Genomic DNA, 21,259 nt, shown 5'->3' on the forward strand with positions numbered 1-21,259 from the left:
CGCCGGTCGCGCCCCGCAAGGGGCGCGGGGAACTGCGCGACCAGCCACACACGACGCGCGCCCAAAAGACGCGCAGCCCCCGAACCTCTCGGCCCGACCCCGCGGAGCGATCAGCTCCAGACGTTGCCCTGGTTCTGACCCCGCGCTCCCTGCTGTCCCATGCCGTACTGGGCGGCGAGGCCCGAGCCGATCTGGGCGTTCTGCGGAGGCAGCAGTTCGCTCGGCTGGACCAGCGCGAAGCCGGCGCCCATGAAGCTGAGCTCCCAGCCCTCGCCGGTGCTGCCGCGGCGCCGCCACACCCCGGAGGAGTGCGTCTGGGCCTGCATCTGCACCCGCAGCGCGGTGGACCAGGCGACGATCGCGTCGGCGTCGCAGTTGACGTACTTGTCGGGCGTCACCTGCATCAGCAGCGGCATGCCGGAGGTCATGAGGGCGACCTTGCCGCGGCCGGTGATGTTGAGCTGGTACTTACCCGAGCCGGAGATGCCGTAGAGGCTGTCCACGGCGATGACCTCGTGGTGCAGCGAGGACTCCATCGCCAGCACATAGCTGCTGTCGACGGTCAGCCCGTCCTGGTCGACATCCATGACATGGATGTGCTGCTTGAGATTGGCGAGGTAGACCGTGCCCTGTCCGTGACAGCGCATGAGGTCGAGGCCCTCACCGGTGTGCGCACGCGAGCGTGACTGCTGGTTGCTCTGGTACTCGGCGTCGAACTCGACGAGTCCCTGGTAGGCGACCATCGTGCCCTTGCGGGCGAGGATGTCGTCGTGACCCTCCAGGTTGACGCGGAGCATCTGCTTGTTCTGGAGGCTCCAGCGGTCCTGGGTCTGCTGGTCGTTGAAGGCGAAAATCGGGCTCTGCATGGCGTTCTCTCGCTCCCCCTCAGCCCCGGACCCGGAGACGGTCGGTGCTGTCCTCACTGGGCTGTACGACGACGATGCCCTGGCCTGAGAAGGCCATCTGGTAGGCCTCGCCGCTGCCCCGGCCGATGAGCGACTGCGCCTTGAAGCTGCGCTTGCCCTTCACCTTGAGGTTCGGGGACCAGGCGACGAGCGCGTCCGGGTCGACGTACGTCTCGTCCTCGCCACCGCCGCAGTCGACGACGATCGGCTTGCCCCGGGAGGTCAGCGCGACCCAGCCCTGCCCGGAGATCTTGGTGTTCCACAGGCCCTGCCCGGCGAACTTCGCCAGGCCCTTGACCCGCTCGACGCCCCACGTCAGATGCGCGTCGAAGGCGAGCAGGTTGGTGGCGTTGACGGAGATGCCGTCGCCGTTGAGGTTGATCACGACGACGTTGGCGCCGTAGTCGGCGAGGTAGAGCAGTCCGTCGCCGGAGCACTTCATCAGGGGCGCGCCCTCGCCGGTCATCCAGTCCTTGGCGATCTGGCGCACGGCCGGCGGGTTGGGCTCGTACTGGACGAACCCTTCGTAGGCGACCATCGAGCCCACGCGCGCGAGGAGGTCGTTCCCGGTCTGCATGGCGACCTTCAGCATGTGGTTGCCGTGGTTCTCCATGCGGGCGGTGACAGGTGCGGGGGCGTAGCCCGCGAGTGGCTGGTTCATGACGGGCTCCCTCAGATCTCGTACGGCTGGACGACGATGAAGTTGCCGGGAGCGGCCCGGAACTGGAGGTTGACGCTCTCTCCGGTGTCGCCGGGGTAGGCGTTGCGGCGCATGCGGACCTGGCTGGAGACGACCACCTGGGCGGCGGACGACCAGGCGACGACGGCGTTGCAGTCGGCGAACGTCGTGGGCGTCACCGGGAGCACCACGGGCGTGCCGTGCGTCTTGACGACGATGGTGCCGGTGCCCGTGAACTGCATCGTGAACAGCGCGCCACCGGGGATGCCGTGCCCTTCGATGCGGCGGACCTCGTACTGGAGGCTCTCGTCGAAGGCGAGGACGTTCTCGGCGGAGACGCAGATGCCGTCGCCCTGGAGCTCGATGGGGTGCACCATCGAGTTGTTCTCGGCGAGGAAGACCTGGCCCTGACCGGTGCAGCGCATCAGCTGCATCTCCTGGCCGGTGGCGTTGCCCACGATCCGGCCGGCGAATCCGGCGCCCTTGTAGCTGAAGTCGACCTTGCCCTGGTAGAGCACCATGCTGCCCTGGCGGGCGAGCACCGGCTGGCCGCCCATGCCGAGGTCGACGCGGACCATCTTCTTGTTCTGCTGCGTCCAGCGCTGACCGGTCGGCGTCTCCTTGAACTGCTGGAGAGCGGCGGCCACACCGGGACCCTGGGGCGCGCCTTGCGGGGCACCCTGGGGGGCTCCGTACGGCGCCGGCTGGCCCGGGACCTGCCCGTAGGGGGGCTGCTGGCCGTAGCCGGGAGGCGGGGCCGGCTGGCCGTAACCGGGCGGCGGGGCCGGGGCCTGCGGCGCCTGAGGTGCCGCGGGTGCCTGGGGGTAGCCGTAGCCGGGAGGCGGCGGCGCCGAGGGCTGGCCGTACGGCTGCTGTCCCGGCTGGCCGTAGGGCGCGGGCGCCGGGGCGGGCGGCGGCGGGGTGCCTCCGGGCGGCGTCATGGGCGCGATGATCGTCGGCTGCGCGTGCACCGAGGGCGCCGGGCTCGGCGGCGGCGGGGTGGATCCCGGCGGGGGTGCGAAACCCTGTGCGGCCGGGGCCGGCGCGGGCGCCGGAGGGGCCGGCTGCGGGGCCGGCGCGGGAACTCCGGCCGGGGCTCCGAACGCGGGCGGTGCCGCGGCCTGGGCGGGCGGCGCGAAGCTGGGAGTCGCACCGGCCTGGGGCTGCTGCGGGGCGGCGGGCGGTTCCTCCTCGGCGACCTCGCCGCCGAAGTTCTTCAGCAGCGCATCGAGACCGCCGTCGAAGCCCTGGCCGACGGCGGCGAACCGCCAGACGTCCTTCAGGTAGAAGTCGCCCAGCATCACGGCGCGTTCGGTGGTGAACTCCGAGCCGTTGAAGGCGTACCGGGCCACCTCCTCGCCACCTGCGACGATGCGGATGTATCCGGGGCTGATCTGCGACATCTGTCCGGCGCCGTCGATCGTCGCCGTGAAGGACAGCTTCTGGATCTGCGGGGGGATCCTGTCGAGCGTGACCCGGAAGGACTCCGTGTCACCGGCCTGGGTGCCAAGGAGCTGGATGGACTCCTCGGGGGACTTCGGCTGGTTGAAGAAGACGAAATAGCGGTCGTCCGAGAGCCGTTCGTCGGCGTCGAGACCGAAGCAGCTGATGTCGAAGCTCAGCCCTGGGGCGGCGATCTGTACCCCTACGTACAGATCCGTGCCCGCGGTGAGGTCACTGATCTTGGCCTTGTGGCCGCGTTGGAATTCCCTGGCCATGCGTAACGACCGTCCCCCATCCCGAATGTAAGTGCGTCGCGCCAGGCTAACGGCAAACTCGGACATCGGACGAAGCCGGTACAGACCCGGTACACAACCCGCGCCCGGCCGAACCGGAAGCACCACGCGCGGGCCGCCTCACGGCCTGCCCCATGGGCCGCCTCACGGGCTCCTTCGGAGAACGGAGCGGCGCCGCAGCGGGACCCGGATCCTATTCGCCGCGCGCGCCGGGCAGATGGGGCAACCGCTCGGCGGCGACGACGCCTTCGAGGTAGCCCTTCGCCCGCTCGGTGCGGGGATACGCCTCCAGCAGCTGCCAGAAGCGGGGACCGTGGCCGGGCACCAGGAGGTGCGCGAGCTCGTGCAGGAGGACGTAGTCGACGACGTATTCGGGCATTCCCTGCAACCGGTGCGAAAGCCGGATGCTGCCCTCGGCCGGGGTGCACGAGCCCCAGCGGGTGTTCTGGTTGGTGACCCAGCGCACCGAGTTGGGCCGCGCACGGCCTTCCAGGTACTGGCCCGACAATCGCTCGGCACGCTCCGCCAGCTCCGCGTCGCCGATGACCCGTTTGCTCTCCTGGGCGGCCAGCTTGTCCAGCATGACGTTCACCCAGCGCTGTTCCTCGGCCTCGGACATCCGGGCAGGGATGAGCACGACGGTGCGATCGCCCTCGCGGTACGCCGAGACCGTCCGGCGACGCCGGGCGCTCCTGCGGACCTCGATCGCGTTCGCCCCCGAGCCGCTCGGCGGCGGGCTCGTCGTACTGCGCTGTGGTGTTCCGGCGCGGTGCAGTGGGTCGGCGGACACGCCCCGACGTTACCCGTTGCGCATAGGGGAAGTCCCGACTCCGGGACGGTTCGATCCCGATCCCCCACCATGCGTTTGATTTGTACGACGAATATCCACTGCCTGTGGACAACTTTCGGCGCCGGTCGCCGTATCGGGGCATGCTGACAGGCGTCGGGGAAGCTGTGACCGAGCTTCTTCGGCGCGCACGGGGATGTTCCACGATGGCTACGGGGGCCAGTTCATGCATGCAACGAATTCCATCAATTCAGGCATTTCGGCTGAGCAGTCGAGGCCGGCGGTGGCTCCGTTGGTGAAGCCGTCCCTCAGGCGGGGCTGGCGCGATCTCAACACCGTGCAATTTGGGATGACTCCGGCACATGCGCTGACCCTGGGTCCGATGGACACCGCGACGGGCAGCTTCCTCGATCTGCTCAACGGCACGCGCGGGCTGGAGCTGTTGCGCGAGGAAGGCCGCCGCATGGACCTGCCGGACGGCCATGTCGACGCTCTGGTGCGACGCCTGGCAGGAGCGGGACTGCTCGACGACGCGAAGGGCGGCGGCCCGGCCGGCGACACCCTTCGCCGCAAGAAAGAGGTACTGGACCGCCTGCGGCCCGATCTGGCCTCAATGTCCCTGACCACATCCGAGCCGGGTGAGGCGATGAGCCGCCTGACCGCGCGCCGCTCACTGCGCGTGCAGGTACGGGGCGCCGGCCGGGTGGGCTCGATGATCGCCTCGCTGCTGTCGGCAGCCGGGGTGGGCGACGTCGACGTACGCGACGTCGGCCGCGTCGAGCCCTGGGACGTGGCGCCGGGCGGACTCCCCGCGGAGACGGTCGGCGACCGCAGGGACGAGGCCGCGCGACGCTCCGCCCGCCGCTGCGCACCGGACCGCCCACCACGCCGCGGTCCCCACTCGCCCCCGGGAGAGGAGACCACCGGCCACTCCCTGGTGATCATCGCGCCCCGGGACGACGTCGCCGTGCACGCCCCCTCCCCTTCCGCCGCCGAACCCCTCGTCGCCTCCGGTACGCCCCATCTGTACGCCGGTGTCGTGGAGGGAACCGGTGTGGTCGGCCCACTCGTGCTGCCCGGCGAGACCGGCTGCGCCGGCTGTCTCAACGAAGGGCGCACGGATCGGGACCCTGCGTGGCCCCGGCTGGTCGCACAGTGGCGCTCGGGTTCGAGAAGGGCGCGTGAGGTGCGACCCTGCGACCTCACTTTGGCCACTACGGTCGCCGGTCTGGCCGCCGCGCACGCCCTAACGTTTCTGGACGGCCGGGTTCCGTCCAGCGCGGGTGCACGCTGGGAAGTGTCACTACCCGGTCTGACCTGGCACGCCCGTCCGGTGTGGGCGCATCCGGCATGCTCGTGCGGCGCCACGGAGAAAGGTGAGGGAGAACACCCCTCCGAGGAGGGGGAGCGGCACGAGACAATGGCGGAGCAGCGGCCGTCGAAGGAGTTACGCCGTAGGGCAGACGCGGAGCGGCTGGCTGGGACCTGGAGGGCGCATGTCTGATCTTCCCCGCAAGGCGGTCACCCGCACCGCCAAGCTCGCCGCGCTCCCGCTCGGCTTCGCCGGACGGGCCACCTGGGGACTCGGCAAGCGGATCGTCGGCGAATCCGCAGAGCTCGTCGGCCGCGAGCTGCAGCAGCGCACCGCGGAGCAGATGTTCAAGGTGCTCGGCGAGCTCAAGGGCGGCGCCATGAAGTTCGGGCAGGCCCTGTCCGTCTTCGAGTCGGCGCTGCCCGAGGAGATCGCCGGCCCATATCGCGCGGCGCTCACCAAGCTCCAGGAGGCAGCGCCTCCGATGCCGACGCGAACCGTGCACTCGGTGCTGGCGGAGCGGCTCGGCGAGGACTGGCAGGACCTGTTCGAGGAATTCGAGGACAAGCCGGCCGCGGCCGCCTCGATCGGCCAGGTGCATCGCGGGGTGTGGCACGACGGCCGCGAGGTGGCGGTCAAGGTGCAGTACCCGGGAGCCGGCGAGGCCCTGCTCTCCGACCTGAACCAGTTGAGCCGCTTCGCCCGGCTCCTGGGCCCGCTGATCCCCGGCATGGACATCAAGCCACTGATCGCCGAGCTGAAGGACCGGGTCTCGGAAGAACTGGACTACGCCTTGGAGGCACAGGCCCAGCAGGCCCACGCGGACGAGTTCGCCGACGATCCGGACGTCGTCGTCCCCGCGGTGGTCCATCAGTGCGAGCAGGTACTGATCACCGAGTGGATCGACGGCATCCCGCTCTCGGAGGTGATCTCCGACGGCACAGAGGAGCAGCGCAACCGCGCCGGCCAGCTCCTGGCCCGCTTCCTCTTCTCCGGCCCGGCCCGCACCGGCCTGCTGCACGCCGACCCGCACCCCGGGAACTTCCGCCTCCTGCCGGGCGCCCCGGACGGCGAGGGCGAGTGGCGGCTGGGTGTCCTGGACTTCGGCACGGTCGACCGTCTCCCGGGCGGCCTGCCGACACCCATCGGTGACTCCCTGCGTATGACGCTGGACGGCGACGCGGACGCGGTCTACGAGCTTCTCTGCGAGGAGGGCTTCGTCAAGGAGTCCATCGACCTGGAACCGGACGCCGTCCTGGACTACCTGCTGCCGATCATCGAACCGGCCCAGGTCGACGAGTTCACGTTCACCCGCGGCTGGATGCGCAGCCAGGCCGGACGCGTGGCCGACCCCCGCTCCCCCGCCTACCAACTGGGCAAACAGCTCAACCTCCCGCCGGCGTACCTCCTCATCCACCGGGTGACCCTGAGCACGATCGGCGTCCTGTGCCAGCTGGGCGCGACGGTACGACTCCGCGAGGAACTGGAGGAATGGCTACCGGGCTTCGTCCTGGAGGAGCCGATCACCGAGGAGGGTTCGGCGGCGGAGGCGTGAGCTGACGCTGCCTGCTTGAAGAGACTGAGGGCCGGGGGGAGGGAGGGGGGCGGGGGGGGAAGCCCCCAGGGGTGAGACAGCCGCTGCCGCCCTACCACCAAGCCGAATCCAGCCGCCCCTCGATCGCCCTCAGGTTCTCCCGTGAGCACTTGTCGCAGAAGTAGCGTCGGGTGCCGTTCTCCACGGAGCAGGTCCAGGTGGGCTGGGGGGACCGGGCCTCGGTGCCGCATCGGGCGCACACGAGGGTCTGGGGCTCGGGGGCGGAGCCGCCGTTGTCACTGCCTCCGGAAAGACTCGTCACTCGGCGACGATAACTCCGCCTGATCCGATCGCCGGAACAACGCACCGCGGGGGCCGGTCCGTTCGTACGGACCGGCCCCCGCGGGGTGTAGTCACCGCCTCCCCCGATCGGGAGGCAACCGCTCGGCGGTGGGGTCGATTACTGCATGACCGCCATGGCGAGCGCGCGACGGGCACGCATCGAGGCGCGCTCGGCACGGCGCTGCATCCGCCGCGCGGACGCCAGGCGCACGGCCTGGCGTTCCCGCGCGGCCTCGTGCTGTCGCTCGTGCATATGCGCACGAGCCAGGGCTTCTTGGATGAGTTGCATCTCTCGGTTCCTGTTCTGACGCGAGTCGTTCGCGCCACTGGTGGTGAAGTCTTCAGGCGCGGAGCCTGCGAGTTCGCTGGTGGACGGCTTCATCGGGGCCTGCTTCTGGGGGTCGTGCGTGAGGGGACGGTCGATCGTGCCTGCGGTGTTCATGCCGTGACCGGGTTCTTGCGCGGGCGACCACGCGGCCGCTTCCGGGCGACGACAACACCCTGGACGAACAGCTCGCCACCCCAGACGCCCCAGGGCTCACGCCGCTCCTTGGCGCCGGCGAGGCAGGCCTCGATCAGCGGGCAGGTGCGGCAGAGGGACTTGGCGTACTCGACGTCCGCCGGCGACTCGGCGAAGAAGACCTCCGGGTCGTAGGAACGGCAGGGGACGGGTACGCCGAGGTTCTCGATGGCGTCGTCGAGCGCGGTGAGCGCAGTGAGCGGGGTCAAGGTCGTGTCCTCCGTGGGGCCGGGCTTGGGGATCGCTTCTGAGGGCGGTACTGACGGGGCGTGCGCTTCGAGTTGCACGGTTGGTCTTCCTCGTCTTTTCGTTCCGGCCCTGTTGGGCCGGGTGGCGGCTGGTACCGGGTTTTCCTTTGTCCCGAGGCCCCTTCGCCCTGTCATCCCCGTTCGAGGACAAACAGAAGGGCCGCGGATCCCGGATGGGGTTCCGCGGCCCTGAAGGCGCCGGCCTGATCGACTGTCAGGCTGGATCACTCCAGGGTTCTGGCCCACGGAAGGCCCACATCTGGTGGTGCTGCGTCGTCTGCTTCCGGAATCCGGCACCGGTCGCTGCAAAGGCATAGGCATGCGCCCTTGCCTCTACTGCCGCTTCCAGTGCCTTGGTCGGTCGCTCATTGCGCTCACGGATGGGAAGACCCGCGAGAGACACGGAGGACGCCAGCCGGACGGCACGGATGCCGGACAGACCGGTGCCCTGGTTCGAGGCGCCGAGCATGCACAGGGAAGCGACGACCGAGCGATCGGTCATTTTGACGTTGCTGATGGAGCTGGCGTTGATGCTGATCACTGGACTCGCCTCCTCTCGGCGTCTAGGGGGACTGGGGTCAACCAGTCCGACGGGTATGCAAGTACAACACGGAATTGGGGCCTCCGAGAAGGCCTCCGTTCCCGTGGCTAAGAACCTATGGGGATTGCTGGGGCATGCGCAAACTATTTTTTCGACGAGTTCGCATCATTCCCCGTCCGGACCCTGCTCAAGCTCCTGGCCTGCGCAGATGGTCAGCACATCGTCTCCGTAGCGGTCGAGCTTGCGCTTGAGGACGCCTGGGATGCGGGACAGCTCATCCGGAGTCGTCGGCTCCGTCTCGGCGATGGCCATCAGGGTCTTGTCCGTGAAGACGCAGAAGTCGGGCTGTCCGCTGAGCCGTGCCTGGACGCCCCGCCATTCGCGGAGGCGTTCGTAGAGGCCCTCGTCCATGTCGGACGGGCAGTCCTCGCAGCGCATCAGCTTCATCTCGCCGGCGTCGGTGAGCGTGCGCCCGCAGACGCGGCAGCGGGCGGGGCTGCGCTGTGTCCTTCTGGGGGCGGCGTCCGGTCTGCTGGTGAATCCGCGCTCGACGCCGCCGGAGCCGCGGGCGGCAGCGCGTCCCACGGTGGCGGTCGAGCCGGGCCGCAGTCCGTCGAGGAAGCGGCTGGGCCGGCGATTGGGGCGGCCGCCGGGTGCGCGGGTGAGTGACCAAGACACGTGGAGGTGACGGCGGGCGCGGGTGACGCCGACGTAGAGGAGGCGGCGTTCCTCCTCGACCTGCTCGTCGGTCTTTGCGTAGGTGATCGGCATCATGCCCTCGGCGACGCCGACCAGGAAGACGACGTCCCACTCCAGACCCTTGGCCGAGTGCAGGGAGGCGAGGGTGACGCCCTGGACGGTCGGGGCGTGCTGGGCGTTGGCGCGTTCGTCGAGTTCCGCGACGAGGTCGGCGAGGGTGGCGCCGGTTTTGGCGGCGGCGAAGTCCTGGGCGAGGTTCACCAGGGCCGCCAGTGACTCCCAGCGCTCCCTGACGGCGCCGGAGCCGGCCGGCGGCTGGGTCGTCCAGCCCTCCCCCGAGAGGACGGCACGCACCTGGGAGGGCAGGTCGACGGCGTCGTCGAGGAGGGTGTCGTTGCCGCCGAAGCGGGCCGCGCCGCGCAGGGCGATGCCGGCCTTGCGCACTTCGGGGCGGTCGAAGAAGCGCTCGGCGCCGCGCAGCTGGTAGGGGACGCCCGCGTCGGCGAGGGCCTGCTCGTAGGACTCGGACTGGGAGTTCGTGCGGAACAGGATGGCGATCTCGCTGGCCGGGACCCCGGAGGCCATGAGTTCCCGGATGCGGCGGGCGGCGCCTTCGGCCTCGGCGGGTTCGTCCGTGTACTCGGTGTAGACGGGTTCGGGGCCGGCGTCGCGCTGGGAGATCAGTTCCAGGCGGTGGTCGGCGGCGCGTCCGCTGGCCTGGGCGAGCAGGCCGTTGGCGAGGTGGACGACCTGGGGGGTGGAGCGGTAGTCGCGGACGAGTTTGACGACGGTGGCGCCGGGGTGGCGGGTGCGGAAGTCGAGCAGGTGGTCAGGGGTTGCGCCTGTGAACGAGTAGATCGTCTGGCTGGCGTCGCCGACCACGCAGAGGTTGTCCCGCTCGCCCAGCCACAGCTCCAGCAGGCGTTGCTGGAGGGGGCTGACGTCCTGGTACTCGTCGACGACGAAGTGCTGGTACTGGGAGCGGACCTGGTCGGCGATGTCGTGCCGGTCCTGGAGGATGGCGACGGTGAGGAGGAGGACGTCCTCGAAGTCCATGACGGAGCGGTCGCGCTTGAGGTCCTCGTAGACGTTGTAGATCTGGGCGATCTCGGCCGGGTCGCGGGGGGCTTCGCGGCCCGCTTTGGCGGCGGCGGGGGCGTAGTCGGCGGGGACGGTCTGGGTGACCTTGGACCACTCGATCTCAGCGGTGACGTCGCGCAGCTCGTTCCGGTCGAGGCGGATGCGGCAGGCGGCGGCCGCGTCGGCGACGAGCTGGATCTTGCGGTCGACGAGTCGGGGCATGGAGCCACCGATCGCTTTCGGCCAGAAGTACTGGAGCTGGCGCAGGGCGGCCGAGTGGAACGTACGGGCCTGGACCCCGGCGGCGCCGAGCTGGCGGAGCCGGCCGCGCATCTCTCCGGCGGCGCGGTTGGTGAAGGTGACGGCGAGCACGCTGGAGGGCTGGAGGATGCCGGCGCGGACCCCGTAGGCGATGCGGTGGGTGATCGCCCTTGTCTTGCCGGTTCCGGCGCCCGCGAGTACGCACACCGGTCCGTGCAGGGCGGTGGCGACCTCGCGCTGCTCGGGGTCGAGCCCGTCGAGCACCGCGTCGGCCGTGTCCGGTGCCTGCGGGAAGAGGGTGGAGTGCGTTGCTGCTGTCACATGGCCATGCTGCCAGGTCGCCGGAGACGGCTGTGCCGGTTGTCCACAGGCAGGCATTGATAGTCGTACTAATGCGGCAGGCGTCACGTGGCGGGCATACCCCGGGTGGGAATGGTGGCCCGGTCGCGTACGTTCCCCCTCTGGACGACCTGTTCCCCCGAGCTATCAGAGGAGCGCGCGAGACATGCAGGGCACTGTGACGATGTACAGCACCACCTGGTGCGGCTACTGCCAGCGGCTGAAGAAGCAGCTGGACCGCGAGGGCATCGCGTACACGGAGATCAACATCGAGCAGGACCCCGAGTCCGCGTCTTTCGTCGAGAAGGCGAATGGCGGAAACCAGACGGTCCCGACCGTGCTTTTCGCGGACGGTTCGACGATGACGAACCCGTCGCTGGCTCAGGTCAAGCAGAAGATCAGCGCCTGACCGCACCCTCGGTGCGGTCCTCGGAAGGCGGTCCCTGAGGCGCTTCAGGGGCCGCCTTCGTGCTGTCCGCGTGGCGCTGACGAGGGTCGTCTCAGACGAAGCTCCTCGTCGGCAGTGGCTTGCCGTACCAGAGCTCGATCAGTCGGGCCGCGATGGAGATGCCGTAGGGCGGCAGGACCTCGCCGGCCTCGAAGGCGACGCGCAGTTCCTCGCGGGAGAACCAGCGGGCCTCGTGGATCTCCTCGCCGTCGACCTCGACGTCGGTGGAGGTGGCGCGGGCCATGAAGCCGAGCATGAGGCTGGACGGGAAGGGCCAGGGCTGGCTGGCGACGTACTCGACCTGGCCGACGGTGATGCCGGCCTCTTCGAAGACCTCGCGCCGCACGGTCTGCTCGATGGACTCGCCCGGTTCGACGAAGCCGGCGAGCGTGGAGAAGCGGCCCTCGGGCCAGTGAACCTGGCGGCCGAGGAGGATGCGGTCGTCCTCGTCGGTGACGGCCATGATCACGGCGGGGTCGGTGCGGGGGTAGTGCTCGGCGCCGCAGGCGGGGCAGCGGCGGATGTGGCCGGCCGCGGCGATCACGGTGCGCTCTCCGCAGCGGGAGCAGAAGCGGTGGGTGCGTTGCCAGTTCTCCAGGCCGACGGCGTGCACCATCAGGCCCGTGTCGCGCGGTGACAGCAGCAGGCCCGCCTCGCGCAGGCCGGCCGCGCGCGCCGACTGGTCGATGCGGCCGGGCAGGGCGTCCTTCTGGAGGGCGAAATAGCTGACGCCGTCCTCGTCGATGCCGAGGAAGTAGCGGTGCGCCTCGGTGAGGGGGGCCTCGAAGGAGGGGGTCATGACGAGTTCGGTGCGCCCGTCCGGCGTCTCGTCGATGAGGACCTGGCCGCCGGAGACCACGAAGCAGCGGGTTGTGGGGTGGCTCCACGCTGCCGCGAGCCAGGCCTCGTCGAGCCGGTGGTGGGCGGCTCGGTCGACGCCGCTCGGGGCGGTGAGCGAGATGGGTCGATCGGCGGTGTGGTCGGTCCAGGTGGTCACGGGTGCTTCCAACTCCCCCAGTGGAACGGTGTGCTTCGGTGGGCGGATCGGCGGGACGTGGGACAGGAGGTGACCGGTCGCGGCAGGGCGGGGCGGTGCGGGGCGGCGTCTCCAGTGTGCCCCGCGCCCGATGCCTCTCCGGACGGGCCCGGTGGCTCAGGGCTCATGGCGCCAGTTGGCCGCGAGGTCGCCCCACAGGTAGGCGGTGGTCTCGACGCCCTTGAGGAGCAGGTCCAGCTCGACCTTCTCGTTCGGGGCGTGCCAGCCGTCGGAGGGGACGGAGATGCCGAGGAAGAGCACGGGTGCCGCGAGGACGTCCTGGAGGTCGGCGGCCGGTCCCGAGCCGCCTTCGCGGGTGAAGCGGACGGGGCCTTCGAAGGCGCGCCCCATGGCGCGTACGACGGACTGCAGGGCCGGGTGGTCCAGCGGCGTCAGGCACGGGCGGGTGGCGCCGGTGAACGTGATCTCGCTGCGGACGCCGGCGGGCACCTGGTCGGTGGCCCAGGCTCGGACGGCCTTCTCGATGTGCTCGGGGTCCTGTCCGGCGACCAGCCGGAAGGAGATCTTCACCATCGCGGAGGACGGGATGATCGTCTTGCTGCCGGGGCCCTGGTAGCCGCCGCCGATGCCGTTGACCTCGGCGGTCGGGCGGGCCCAGATGCGCTCCAGGGTCGTGAGGCCCGCTTCGCCGTGGGTGGCGTGGGACTTGGCCGTGCGCAGCCAGCGCGCCTCGTCGAAGGGCAGCTCGGCGAAGAGTTCGCGCTCGCGGTCGGTCAGCTCGACGACGCCGTCGTAGAAGCCGGGGACCGCCACGCGTGCGTGCTCGTCGTGCAGGGCGGCGACCAGGCGGGCGGCGGCGGTCGCCGGGTTGGGGACGGCGCCGCCGAAGGAGCCCGAGTGGATGTCCTGGTCGGGGCCGTAGAGTCGGATCTCGCACTCGGCGAGGCCGCGCATGCCGGTGCACACCGTGGGGGTGTCCTCGGCCCACATGCCGGTGTCGGACACGATCACGGCGTCGGCCGCGAGCCGCTCGGCGTGCTCTTCGACGAGGGCGCGGAAGTGCGGGGAGCCGGACTCCTCCTCACCCTCGATGAGCAGCTTGAGGTTGACGGCGGGGGTGCTGCGGCCGGTGGTGGCGAGGTGGGTGCGGACGCCGAGTGTGTGGAAGAACACCTGGCCCTTGTCGTCGGCTGCCCCGCGCGCGTAGAGGCGTCCTTCGCGGACGACGGGCTCGAAGGGCTCGCTGTCCCAGCCGTCCTCGCGGGCGGCGGGCTGCACGTCGTGGTGGCCGTAGACCAGGACCGTGGGCGCTTCGGGGTCGTGGGAGGGCCACTCGGCGAAGACGGCGGGGGCTCCCGGTGTGGGCCAGACCTCGGTGGTCGGGAAGCCGGTCTCCTTGAGCTTGGCGGCGAGCCAGTCGGCGCTGCGGCGTACGTCGGGCGCGTGGTCGGGCTGGGCCGACACGGAGGGGATGCGCAGCCATTCGGCGAGGTCGTCGAGGAAGGCGGCACGGTGCTGCTCGATGTACGTGCGGACGGCGCTGTCCGGGGTCTGGCTCATGGTCACGAGCCTATCGGCCCGCACCGACATCCTGGTTGGGCGGTTCCTCACACTTCACCTCGGCGACGGGCTCTTCGCCGAGCAGTCGCTCCAGGGCCTCACGGCCCGGGAGGTCGTCCGGGCGTACGACCTCGCCGGTGCGGACGTACAGGAACGCGGCGTCGACGGACTCCAGGGGTACGCCCTGCTGCTCGGCCCAGGCGAGCCGGTACAGGGCGAGCTGGAGCGGGTCGGCGGTGCGGGTGCGGTTGGTCTTCCAGTCGACGATCTCGTACGTCGCCTCCTCGCCCTCGCCGGTCCGGTAGACGGCGTCGATGCGGCCCCGTACGACGCGGCCGGCGATCGCGAGCTGGAAGGGGGCCTCGACGCGGTAGGGCGTGCGGTGGGCGTACTCGGTGCGTTCGAAGGCGTCCTTGAGGGCTTCCAGGTCACGCTCGTCGGCGATCTCGGCCTCGGTGCCGGGGAGGTCGTCGGGCTCCAGCATGGGCAGCGTCAGTTCCTCGAAGCGGGCTTCGACCCAGGCGTGGAATCGGGTGCCCCGACGTGCGGCGGGTTGTGGGGGGCGCGGCATGGGGCGCGCGAGTTCCTGCGCGAACCCGTCCGGGTCGGCGGCCAGGCGCAGCAGCTGGGACGCGGTCAGTGACGCGGGCACGGGTACGTCCGTGACGCTCGTGCGGGCGCGCAGGAGCTCGCCGGTGAGGGCGTCGAGGTCGCGGTCCCAGGAGGCGAGGGTGCGGGCCTCCTCAGGGGTGAGGGGGGCCGGCTGTGCGGGCTGGGGGCGGCCGGCGGCGGGCTCCGGGGGTTGCGCCTGGTGCGGGATGGCCGGGGTGGGGCGGTCCGTGGTCCAGGAGTCCCAGTCCTCGGGGTCCTCGTCCTGCGGATCGTCGGCGAACTGCGGATCGTCGGCGAACGCCTCGTCGTCGTCCGGCGGCGGGGGCCAGTCCGGGTCGTCGTAGGCGTCGGGGTCGTGGGTCGCGGCGGGGTGGTCGTCCTCGTGGGACGCCAGGTTCTCCAGGTGGGCCAGGACCGTCTCGGCGGCCGCGCGGCGGCGGGTCAGGGCGGCCGTGTCGAGGGGCAGGGGCCACAGCTGGTCGGCGCTCTCCCGGTGCAGGGCCGGGTTCTCCTCGTCCTCGGCAGGTTCGTCCGCCCACGCCTCGATCTCGCCGTGGCCCGCGACGCAGTGGTCGTACAGGGCTTGCAGGAAGTCGGAGGGGCCGCGGGGCTTCTTCTGGGTGGGGCCCCACCAGTGGCCGGAGCCGAGGAGCAGCGAGCGGGGGCGGGTGAAGGTGACGTAGCCGAGGCGGAGTTCCTCGGTGTGCTGGTGGTCCTTCATGGCCTCCTGGAAGGCCTTCAGGCCGCGGGAGTCCCAGGAGGCGACATCGGGGAGGGTGTCGGTGTCGCCGCGCAGTTCGTGCGGGAGCACCTTGGCCTGTGCGGTCCACTTCTCGCGGCCCTGGGTGCTGGGGAAGGTGCCGGTGACCAGGCCCGGGACGGCGACGACGTCCCATTCCAGGCCCTTGGACTTGTGCGCGGTGAGCACCTTGACGGTGTTCTCGCCGCCGGGGAGGGCGTTGTCGAGGCCCTTCTCGTACTGGGCGGCGGTGCGCAGGAAGCCGAGGAAGGCGAGCAGGCTCGCCTCGTTGTCGCCGGCCGCGAAGGAGGCGGCGATGTCGAGGAAGTTGGACAGGGTCTCGCGGCGGCGGGCGGCCAGCGCGTGCGGGGAGGCCGACAGCTCGACCTCCAGGCCGGTGACGGCGAGGACGCGGTGCAGGACGTCCATGAGCGGGTCGGACAGGGAGCGGCGCAGGTCGCGCAGTTCGGTGGCGAGGCGGGCGAACCGCACGCGCGCGTCCGGTGAGAAGGGCAGCCCGTCGTCGTCCCCGTCGCCGTCGAGCGGCGTCTCCAGGAACGTGTCGAGGGCGTCCGCGAGCGAGATGACCTCGGCGGGGTCGACCCCCTCGACGGCCTCGGCGAGCCGGCGGTCGGGGTCGTCGCCGTCCACGCGCGCGTGCGACACCAGCGTGCGCGCCCGGCGCCCCAGCAGCGCGAGGTCGCGGGGGCCGATGCGCCAGCGGGGGCCGCTGAGCAGGCGGACCAGGGAGGCGTTGGCGCCCGGGTCCTGGAGGACCTCGCAGACGGCGACCAGGTCGGCGATCTCGGGCAGGTGGAGCAGCCCGGACAGGCCGACCACCTCGACGGGGACGTCGCGGGCGACGAGCGCGCCCTGGATCTCGGCGAAGTCGGTCGCCGTACGGCACAGGACGGCGATCTCGCCGGGTGCCTTGCCGGTGTTCACGAGGTGGGCGACGGAGTCGGCGATCCAGTCGATCTCCTCGGCGTGGGTGGGCAGGAGGGCGCAGCGGACGATGCCGTCGCGTTCGGCGCCGGGTGCCGGGCGCAGGGCCTCCACGCCCGCGTGCATGGCGCGCAGGGGCTCCGCGAGGCCGTTGGCGAGGTCGAGGAGGCGGCCGCCGCTGCGGCGGTTCTCGCTGAGGGCCTGGCGGGCGGCGAGGTGGCCGTCGGCGTGGGCGAAGTGCTCGGGGAAGTCGTCGAGGTTGGCGACGGAGGCGCCGCGCCAGCCGTAGATCGCCTGGCAGGGGTCGCCGACGGCCGTCACGGGGTGGCCGGTGCCGTCGCCGAACAGGCCCGCCAGGAGGACGCGTTGGGCGACGGAGGTGTCCTGGTACTCGTCCAGGAGGACCACGCGGAACTCGTCGCGCAGGACGCGGCCCACTTCGGGGGTGGCGGAGAGCTGTGCCGACAGGGCGATCTGGTCGCCGAAGTCGAGCAGGTCGCGTTCGCGTTTGGCGGCGCGGTAGCGGACCACGAGGTCGGCGAGTTCGCGGCGTGCCGCGGCGACTTCGGGGACCTTGCGCAGGTCGGCGTTGGTGAGCTTGGCGGACTGGAGGGTGAGCAGCAGTCCGGCGTCGTGCGCGCGCAGCTTCTCGGGGCGTACGAGGTGCTCGGCGAGTTCGGCGTCGAGGTTGAGGAGGTCGCTGACGAGGTCGGCGAAGGAGCGGGTGAGGGCCGGGTAGGGGCCCGGGGCTTCGCGCAGCACGCGCGCGGCGAGCTGGTAGCGGGTGGCGTCGGCGAGCAGCCGGGAGGTCGGTTCGAGGCCGATGCGCAGGCCGTGGTCGGTCAGCAGGCGGCCGGCGAAGGCGTGGTAGGTGGAGATCACCGGCTCGCCGGGCGGATTGTCGGGGTCGATGACGTCCGGGTCGGTGACGCCTGCCTTGACGAGTGCCTTGCGGACGCGCTCGGCGAGTTCACCGGCGGCCTTGTTGGTGAAGGTCAGGCCGAGGACCTGCTCGGGGGCGACCTGGCCGGTGCCGACCAGCCACACCACGCGGGCCGCCATCACCGTCGTCTTGCCCGACCCGGCTCCGGCCACGATCACCTGCGGGGCGGGCGGCGCGGTGATGCAGGCCGTCTGCTCCGGGGTGAACGGGATGCCGAGGAGCTCTTTGAGCTGATCGGGATCGGTGATACGGGCGGACACTCCAGGAAGGCTAGCGGCGAGCACTGACACTCGATGCCGGACCGGCCTCCGGGCCGAAAGAAGCCCAGGTCAGCACAGGTGGTGTCATCGATCACTCCGGGTGCTGACGATGCGTCACTCCACCACGTGCCGCCCTTCGGGCCGCGCGCTGCACGACGCCCGGAACGCGCAGTGTGTGCAGTGTTGCCCCGTGTTGGGTGCGAACCGTTCGTCGAGGACCTTGCCCGCCGCGGTGGCGAGCAGGTCGCCGACCCACTCCCCCTCCGGGCCGTCCAGGGGCTGTTGTCCCTGCACCTTGGGCAGGGTCTCGCCGCCGTCGCGCTTGGCGGCGCCCTGACGCAGCTGGACGAGTTCGGCGCCGCCCGGCTCGGGGCGCTCGCCGTCGAAGGCGTCGTCGACGGCGCCCTCGCGGACGGCGAGCTGGTAGACGGCGAGCTGCGGGTGCCGGGCCACCTCGGCCGCGCTGGGGGCCTGCTTGCCGGTCTTGAAGTCGACCACGTAGGCGCGTCCGTCGCCGTCGGCCTCGACGCGGTCCATCTGGCCGCGGATACGCACCTCGAAATCCCCGGCCTCCAGGGTCACGTCGAAGTCGTGCTCGCTCGCCACCGGGGTGCGGCCCGCGCGGTCCATCACGTGCCACTGCAGGAAGCGTTCGAGCGCCACGCGCGCGTTGCCCTTCTCCTGGGCCGACTTCCACGGCGCGTCGAAGGCCAGCGCGTTCCACACGGAGTCGAGGCGCTCCATGAGGACGTCGAGGTCGGCCGGCGTGTGGCCGGAGGCGACCTCGTCGGCGAGGACGTGCACGACGTTGCCGAAGCCCTGGGCGACGGTGGCGGGCGCGTCGGCCTTCACCTCGCGGCCCAGGAACCACTGGAGGGCGCAGGTGTTGGCGAGCTGGTCGAGGGCGCTGCCCGAGAGCACGACGGGCTGGTCCCGGTTGCGCAGCGGCACCTTGGACTCGGTCGGCTCGAACATGCCCCACCAGCGGTACGGGTGGGCGGCGGGGACCAGTGGGCGGCCGTCCTCGTCGGCGAGCGCCGCCAGCCTGGCCAGTCGGTGCGCGGCGGCCTCCCTGAGGGCGTCGGAGGCGCGCGGGTCGACCGTCGTCGCCCTCAGTTCGGCGACGAGCGCAGCGACGGACAGCGGGCGGCGGGGGCGGCCCGTGACGTCCCTCGGTTCCACGCCGAGTTCGGTCAGGAAGCGGGAGGGCTGGTCGCCGTCGTCGGCCGCGCCCTTCACCGCCGTGACGACCAGGCGCTCACGCGCGCGTGTGGCGGCGACGTAGAACAAGCGGCGTTCCTCCGCGAGCAGCGCTCCCGGGGTGAGCGGCTCGGCGAGTCCGTCGCGGCCGATGCGGTCGGCCTCCAGGAGGGAGCCGCGGCGGCGCAGGTCCGGCCACAGACCCTCCTGGACGCCCGCGACGACGACCAGGCGCCATTCGAGGCCCTTGGAGCGGTGCGCGGTCATCAGGCGTACGGCGTCGGGGCGTACGGCACGCCGCGTGAGGGTGTCGGCGGCGATGTCCTCGGCGTCGATCTCCTCCAGGAAGTTCAGGGCACCGCGGCCGCCGGTGCGCTCCTCCGCGCGGGCGGCTGTCGCGAACAGTGCACACATGGCGTCCAGGTCACGGTCGGCGTTGCGACCGGCGGCGCCGCCGCGGCGGGCGGTGCGCTCCAGTCGCGCGGGCCACGGCGTGCCCTCCCACAGGTCCCACAGCGCCTCCTCGGCCGTACCGCCGCCCGCGAGCCGTTCACGGGCCTTGCGCAGCAGCGCGCCGAGCCGCTGGGCGCCACGCGCGTACGTGGGGTCGTGCACCGCCAGCCGCTCCGGCTCGGCCAGCGCCCGGGCGAGCAGGTCGTCCGAGGGCGGCGGCAGGGCGTTGCCCGCGGCCCGCTCCTCCTCACGCAGGGCACGGCCGAGCCGCCGGAGGTCGGCGGCGTCCATGCCGGCGAGCGGGGAGGCGAGCAGGCTGAGGGCGGTCTCGGTGTCGAGCCAGCAGGTGTCCCGGGCAGGCTCTTCGGGAGCCTGTGCCGAGGAACCATCCCTGTCCGCCACCCCTCCGGGGGAGTGTGTCGCAGAGCTGTCCGTGGCCGCCGTCTCACCGGCCGGCGCTACAGATCCGCCCGCGTCCCCCTCCCCGTCGGAGCCCGCGGCTTCGGCGCCGGTCTCCCCCGTCGCGCCCCCCGACGCCTCCGCCCTTGCCACCGCCCGCAACGCCGTCAACAGCGGCGCCACCGCGGGCTCGTGCCGCAACGGCAGGTCGTCGCCGTCGATGTCCAGGGGCACCCCGGCGGCCGTGAGCGCCCGGCGCACCGTCGGGATGGTGCGCGACCCCGCGCGCACCAGTACGGCCATCTCGCCCCAGGGCACGCCGTCCTCAAGGTGGGCGCGGCGCAGGATGTCGGCGATGTTGTCGAGCTCGGTGCCGGGCGTCGGGTAGGTGAAGACCTCGACGCGGCCGCCCTCGCGGACCGGGGTGAGTTCGCGGTGGGCGCGTACCTTCTCCGCCGGGAGGCGGGTCAGCGGCATGCGCTGGGTCAGCAGCCGGGTCGCGGCCAGCAGGTCGGCGCCGGAGCGGCGGGAGGTGCGTAGGACCTCGACGGGCGCGGGGCGGCCGTCCGCGCGCGGGAAGGCGTGCGGGAAGTCCAGGATGCCGTTCACGTCGGCGCCGCGGAACGTGTAGATCGACTGGTCGGGGTCGCCGAACGCGACCAGGTTGCGGCCGTCGCCAGCGAGCGCGTGCAGCAGCCGTACCTGCGCCGGATCGGTGTCCTGGTACTCGTCGACGTACACGGCGTCGTACTGCGCGGACAGTCGTGCCGCGGTCTCGGGCCGGCGGGCGAGGAGCACCGCGCGGTGGACCAGTTCGGCGTAGTCGAGCACGCCCTGCATGTCGAGCACGTCGAGGTACTCGGCGAGGAAGGCGGCCGCGGCGCGCCAGTCGGGGCGGCCGATGCGGCGGGCGAAGGCGTCCAGGGCGTCGGGTGCGAGGCCCAGCTCGCGGCTGCGGGCGAGGACCGCGCGGACCTCGTCGGCGAAGCCACGGGTGGTCAGGCAGGCGCGCAGGTCGTCCGGCCAGCGCACATGGGCGAGTCCGAGCCGCTCCAGGTCGGGCTGGCCCGCGAGCAGCCCTCGTACGGTCACGTCCTGCTCGGGGCCGGACAGCAGCCGCAGCGGTTCCGTGAACAGGTCGCTGTCCTGGTGGGCGCGGACGAGGGCGTAGCAGAACGAGTGGAAGGTGGTCGCCTGCGGTGCGCGGGCCGCCCCTATGCGCAGTGCCATGCGGTCGCGCAGTTCGACCGCGGCCTTGCGGCTGAACGTCAACACCAGGATGCGCTCGGGGTCCCCGCCGCGGGCGATGCGTGCCGCCACCGACTCGACGAGCGTGGTGGTCTTGCCGGTGCCCGGACCTGCGAGGACGAGCATCGGGCCGGTGCCGTGGTCAACCACGGCGCGCTGTGCGGCGTCAAGACGAGGGGGAGCCACGCGGACCGCAGGGGTACGTACCAGCCGGTAAGCGCCACGGGTCCCCTGTCGCACCTGGGGGTGCGACAGGCGCCTGGTGGAGAAAGAGGAGCTCACGTGGTTCGCCGGTCCTGGTGGGAGTGCAGGTTGTCACCGCCGGCGCGGAGCGCCGTCGTCGGGGGCTGGTGGTCGGGTGCCGGGTGGGCCGCCCCGCGCGTGTGCAGGGCGGTGGCTGCGGGGTGAGGGGGACACGCGCAGCCGACGCTACGCCGCGGGATGGTGCGGAAGCAGGGCTTCCGATTCATCC

The 21,259-nt window shown here is 71.7% G+C and carries 16 protein-coding genes; 3 read left to right on the forward strand and 13 right to left on the reverse strand.

Annotated elements, in window-relative coordinates; genetic code table 11:
• Positions 1–110 precede the first annotated feature (110 nt).
• From CP983_RS14730 to CP983_RS14745, 4 genes are all read right to left on the reverse strand, one after another.
• A complete protein-coding gene (locus CP983_RS14730; protein WP_107903048.1) occupies positions 111–866 on the reverse strand; it encodes an AIM24 family protein in 756 nt (251 codons plus the stop codon).
• A 19-nt stretch (positions 867–885) separates the two neighbouring features.
• Positions 886–1,566, reverse strand: a complete 681-nt coding sequence (locus CP983_RS14735) for an AIM24 family protein (protein ID WP_030974882.1) — start codon at positions 1,564–1,566, stop codon at positions 886–888.
• 11 nt (positions 1,567–1,577) lie between these two features.
• A complete protein-coding gene (locus CP983_RS14740; RefSeq protein WP_150499842.1) occupies positions 1,578–3,302 on the reverse strand; it encodes a TerD family protein in 1,725 nt (574 codons plus the stop codon).
• 211 nt (positions 3,303–3,513) lie between these two features.
• Positions 3,514–4,110 (reverse strand): M48 metallopeptidase family protein, encoded by a 597-nt coding sequence (locus tag CP983_RS14745; protein ID WP_107903052.1) that lies wholly within the window; start codon positions 4,108–4,110, stop codon positions 3,514–3,516.
• A gap of 280 nt (positions 4,111–4,390) precedes the next feature.
• Between CP983_RS14745 and CP983_RS14750 the strand changes: the two genes are divergently transcribed.
• Together CP983_RS14750 and CP983_RS14755 are read left to right on the forward strand one after the other, a co-directional pair.
• Positions 4,391–5,611, forward strand: coding sequence for a TOMM precursor leader peptide-binding protein (locus CP983_RS14750; RefSeq protein WP_150506595.1), 1,221 nt, complete (start codon positions 4,391–4,393; stop codon positions 5,609–5,611).
• Positions 5,604–6,974 (forward strand): ABC1 kinase family protein, encoded by a 1,371-nt coding sequence (locus CP983_RS14755; RefSeq protein WP_150499843.1) that lies wholly within the window; start codon positions 5,604–5,606, stop codon positions 6,972–6,974. The genes CP983_RS14750 and CP983_RS14755 overlap by 8 nt, the downstream gene beginning before the upstream one ends.
• 91 nt (positions 6,975–7,065) lie before the next feature.
• Here CP983_RS14755 and CP983_RS14760 read toward each other — a convergent pair whose 3' ends face one another.
• From CP983_RS14760 to CP983_RS14780, 5 genes are all read right to left on the reverse strand, one after another.
• Positions 7,066–7,275: a hypothetical protein gene (locus CP983_RS14760; RefSeq protein WP_107903059.1), complete on the reverse strand. Its 210-nt coding sequence runs from the start codon at positions 7,273–7,275 to the stop codon at positions 7,066–7,068.
• Positions 7,276–7,413: 138 nt separating this feature from the next.
• Positions 7,414–7,737 (reverse strand): hypothetical protein, encoded by a 324-nt coding sequence (locus CP983_RS14765; protein WP_150499844.1) that lies wholly within the window; start codon positions 7,735–7,737, stop codon positions 7,414–7,416.
• Positions 7,734–8,102: a WhiB family transcriptional regulator gene (locus tag CP983_RS14770; RefSeq protein WP_030947035.1), complete on the reverse strand. Its 369-nt coding sequence runs from the start codon at positions 8,100–8,102 to the stop codon at positions 7,734–7,736. The genes CP983_RS14765 and CP983_RS14770 overlap by 4 nt, the downstream gene beginning before the upstream one ends.
• Positions 8,103–8,277: 175 nt before the next feature.
• Positions 8,278–8,604: a hypothetical protein gene (locus tag CP983_RS14775; RefSeq protein ID WP_150499845.1), complete on the reverse strand. Its 327-nt coding sequence runs from the start codon at positions 8,602–8,604 to the stop codon at positions 8,278–8,280.
• A 165-nt stretch (positions 8,605–8,769) separates the two neighbouring features.
• Positions 8,770–11,022 carry an ATP-dependent DNA helicase UvrD2 gene (locus CP983_RS14780; RefSeq protein WP_229914878.1) on the reverse strand — a complete coding sequence of 751 codons (2,253 nt, stop codon included), beginning with the start codon at positions 11,020–11,022 and terminating at the stop codon, positions 8,770–8,772.
• A 127-nt stretch (positions 11,023–11,149) separates the two neighbouring features.
• Here CP983_RS14780 and CP983_RS14785 point away from each other — a divergent pair, with 127 nt between their 5' ends.
• Positions 11,150–11,392, forward strand: a complete 243-nt coding sequence (locus tag CP983_RS14785) for a mycoredoxin (protein WP_030947039.1) — start codon at positions 11,150–11,152, stop codon at positions 11,390–11,392.
• 91 nt (positions 11,393–11,483) lie between these two features.
• Here CP983_RS14785 and nudC read toward each other — a convergent pair whose 3' ends face one another.
• From nudC to CP983_RS14805, 4 genes are all read right to left on the reverse strand, one after another.
• The gene (nudC, locus tag CP983_RS14790) at positions 11,484–12,428 is read right to left on the reverse strand and encodes an NAD(+) diphosphatase (protein WP_107903063.1); all 945 of its coding nucleotides are present in this window, start codon (positions 12,426–12,428) and stop codon (positions 11,484–11,486) included.
• 156 nt (positions 12,429–12,584) lie between these two features.
• Entirely contained in the window at positions 12,585–13,988 is a 1,404-nt protein-coding gene (locus CP983_RS14795) for a dipeptidase (protein ID WP_150499847.1), read from the reverse strand.
• A gap of 10 nt (positions 13,989–13,998) precedes the next feature.
• On the reverse strand, positions 13,999–17,487 hold the full coding sequence (locus CP983_RS14800; protein WP_150499848.1) for an ATP-dependent helicase: 3,489 nt from the start codon (positions 17,485–17,487) through the stop codon (positions 13,999–14,001).
• Positions 17,488–17,601: 114 nt separating this feature from the next.
• Positions 17,602–21,069, reverse strand: a complete 3,468-nt coding sequence (locus tag CP983_RS14805; protein ID WP_150499849.1) for an ATP-dependent helicase — start codon at positions 21,067–21,069, stop codon at positions 17,602–17,604.
• Between the last annotated feature and the right edge of the window lie 190 nt (positions 21,070–21,259).

It is taken from the genome of Streptomyces chartreusis (assembly GCF_008704715.1).
Taxonomy (GTDB): Bacteria; Actinomycetota; Actinomycetes; order Streptomycetales; family Streptomycetaceae; genus Streptomyces; species Streptomyces chartreusis.

What these genes read in the sequence shown, in the direction of transcription:
- CP983_RS14765 (WP_150499844.1), bottom strand. Translation starts at nt 7,737, where the DNA reads ATGAACACCGCAGGCACGATCGACCGTCCCCTCACGCACGACCCCCAG.
- CP983_RS14735 (WP_030974882.1), bottom strand. Translation starts at nt 1,566, where the DNA reads ATGAACCAGCCACTCGCGGGCTACGCCCCCGCACCTGTCACCGCCCGC.
- CP983_RS14795 (WP_150499847.1), bottom strand. Translation starts at nt 13,988, where the DNA reads ATGAGCCAGACCCCGGACAGCGCCGTCCGCACGTACATCGAGCAGCAC.
- CP983_RS14730 (WP_107903048.1), bottom strand. Translation starts at nt 866, where the DNA reads ATGCAGAGCCCGATTTTCGCCTTCAACGACCAGCAGACCCAGGACCGC.
- CP983_RS14785 (WP_030947039.1), top strand. Translation starts at nt 11,150, where the DNA reads ATGCAGGGCACTGTGACGATGTACAGCACCACCTGGTGCGGCTACTGC.
- CP983_RS14740 (WP_150499842.1), bottom strand. Translation starts at nt 3,302, where the DNA reads ATGGCCAGGGAATTCCAACGCGGCCACAAGGCCAAGATCAGTGACCTC.
- CP983_RS14755 (WP_150499843.1), top strand. Translation starts at nt 5,604, where the DNA reads ATGTCTGATCTTCCCCGCAAGGCGGTCACCCGCACCGCCAAGCTCGCC.
- CP983_RS14780 (WP_229914878.1), bottom strand. Translation starts at nt 11,022, where the DNA reads ATGCCTGCCTGTGGACAACCGGCACAGCCGTCTCCGGCGACCTGGCAG.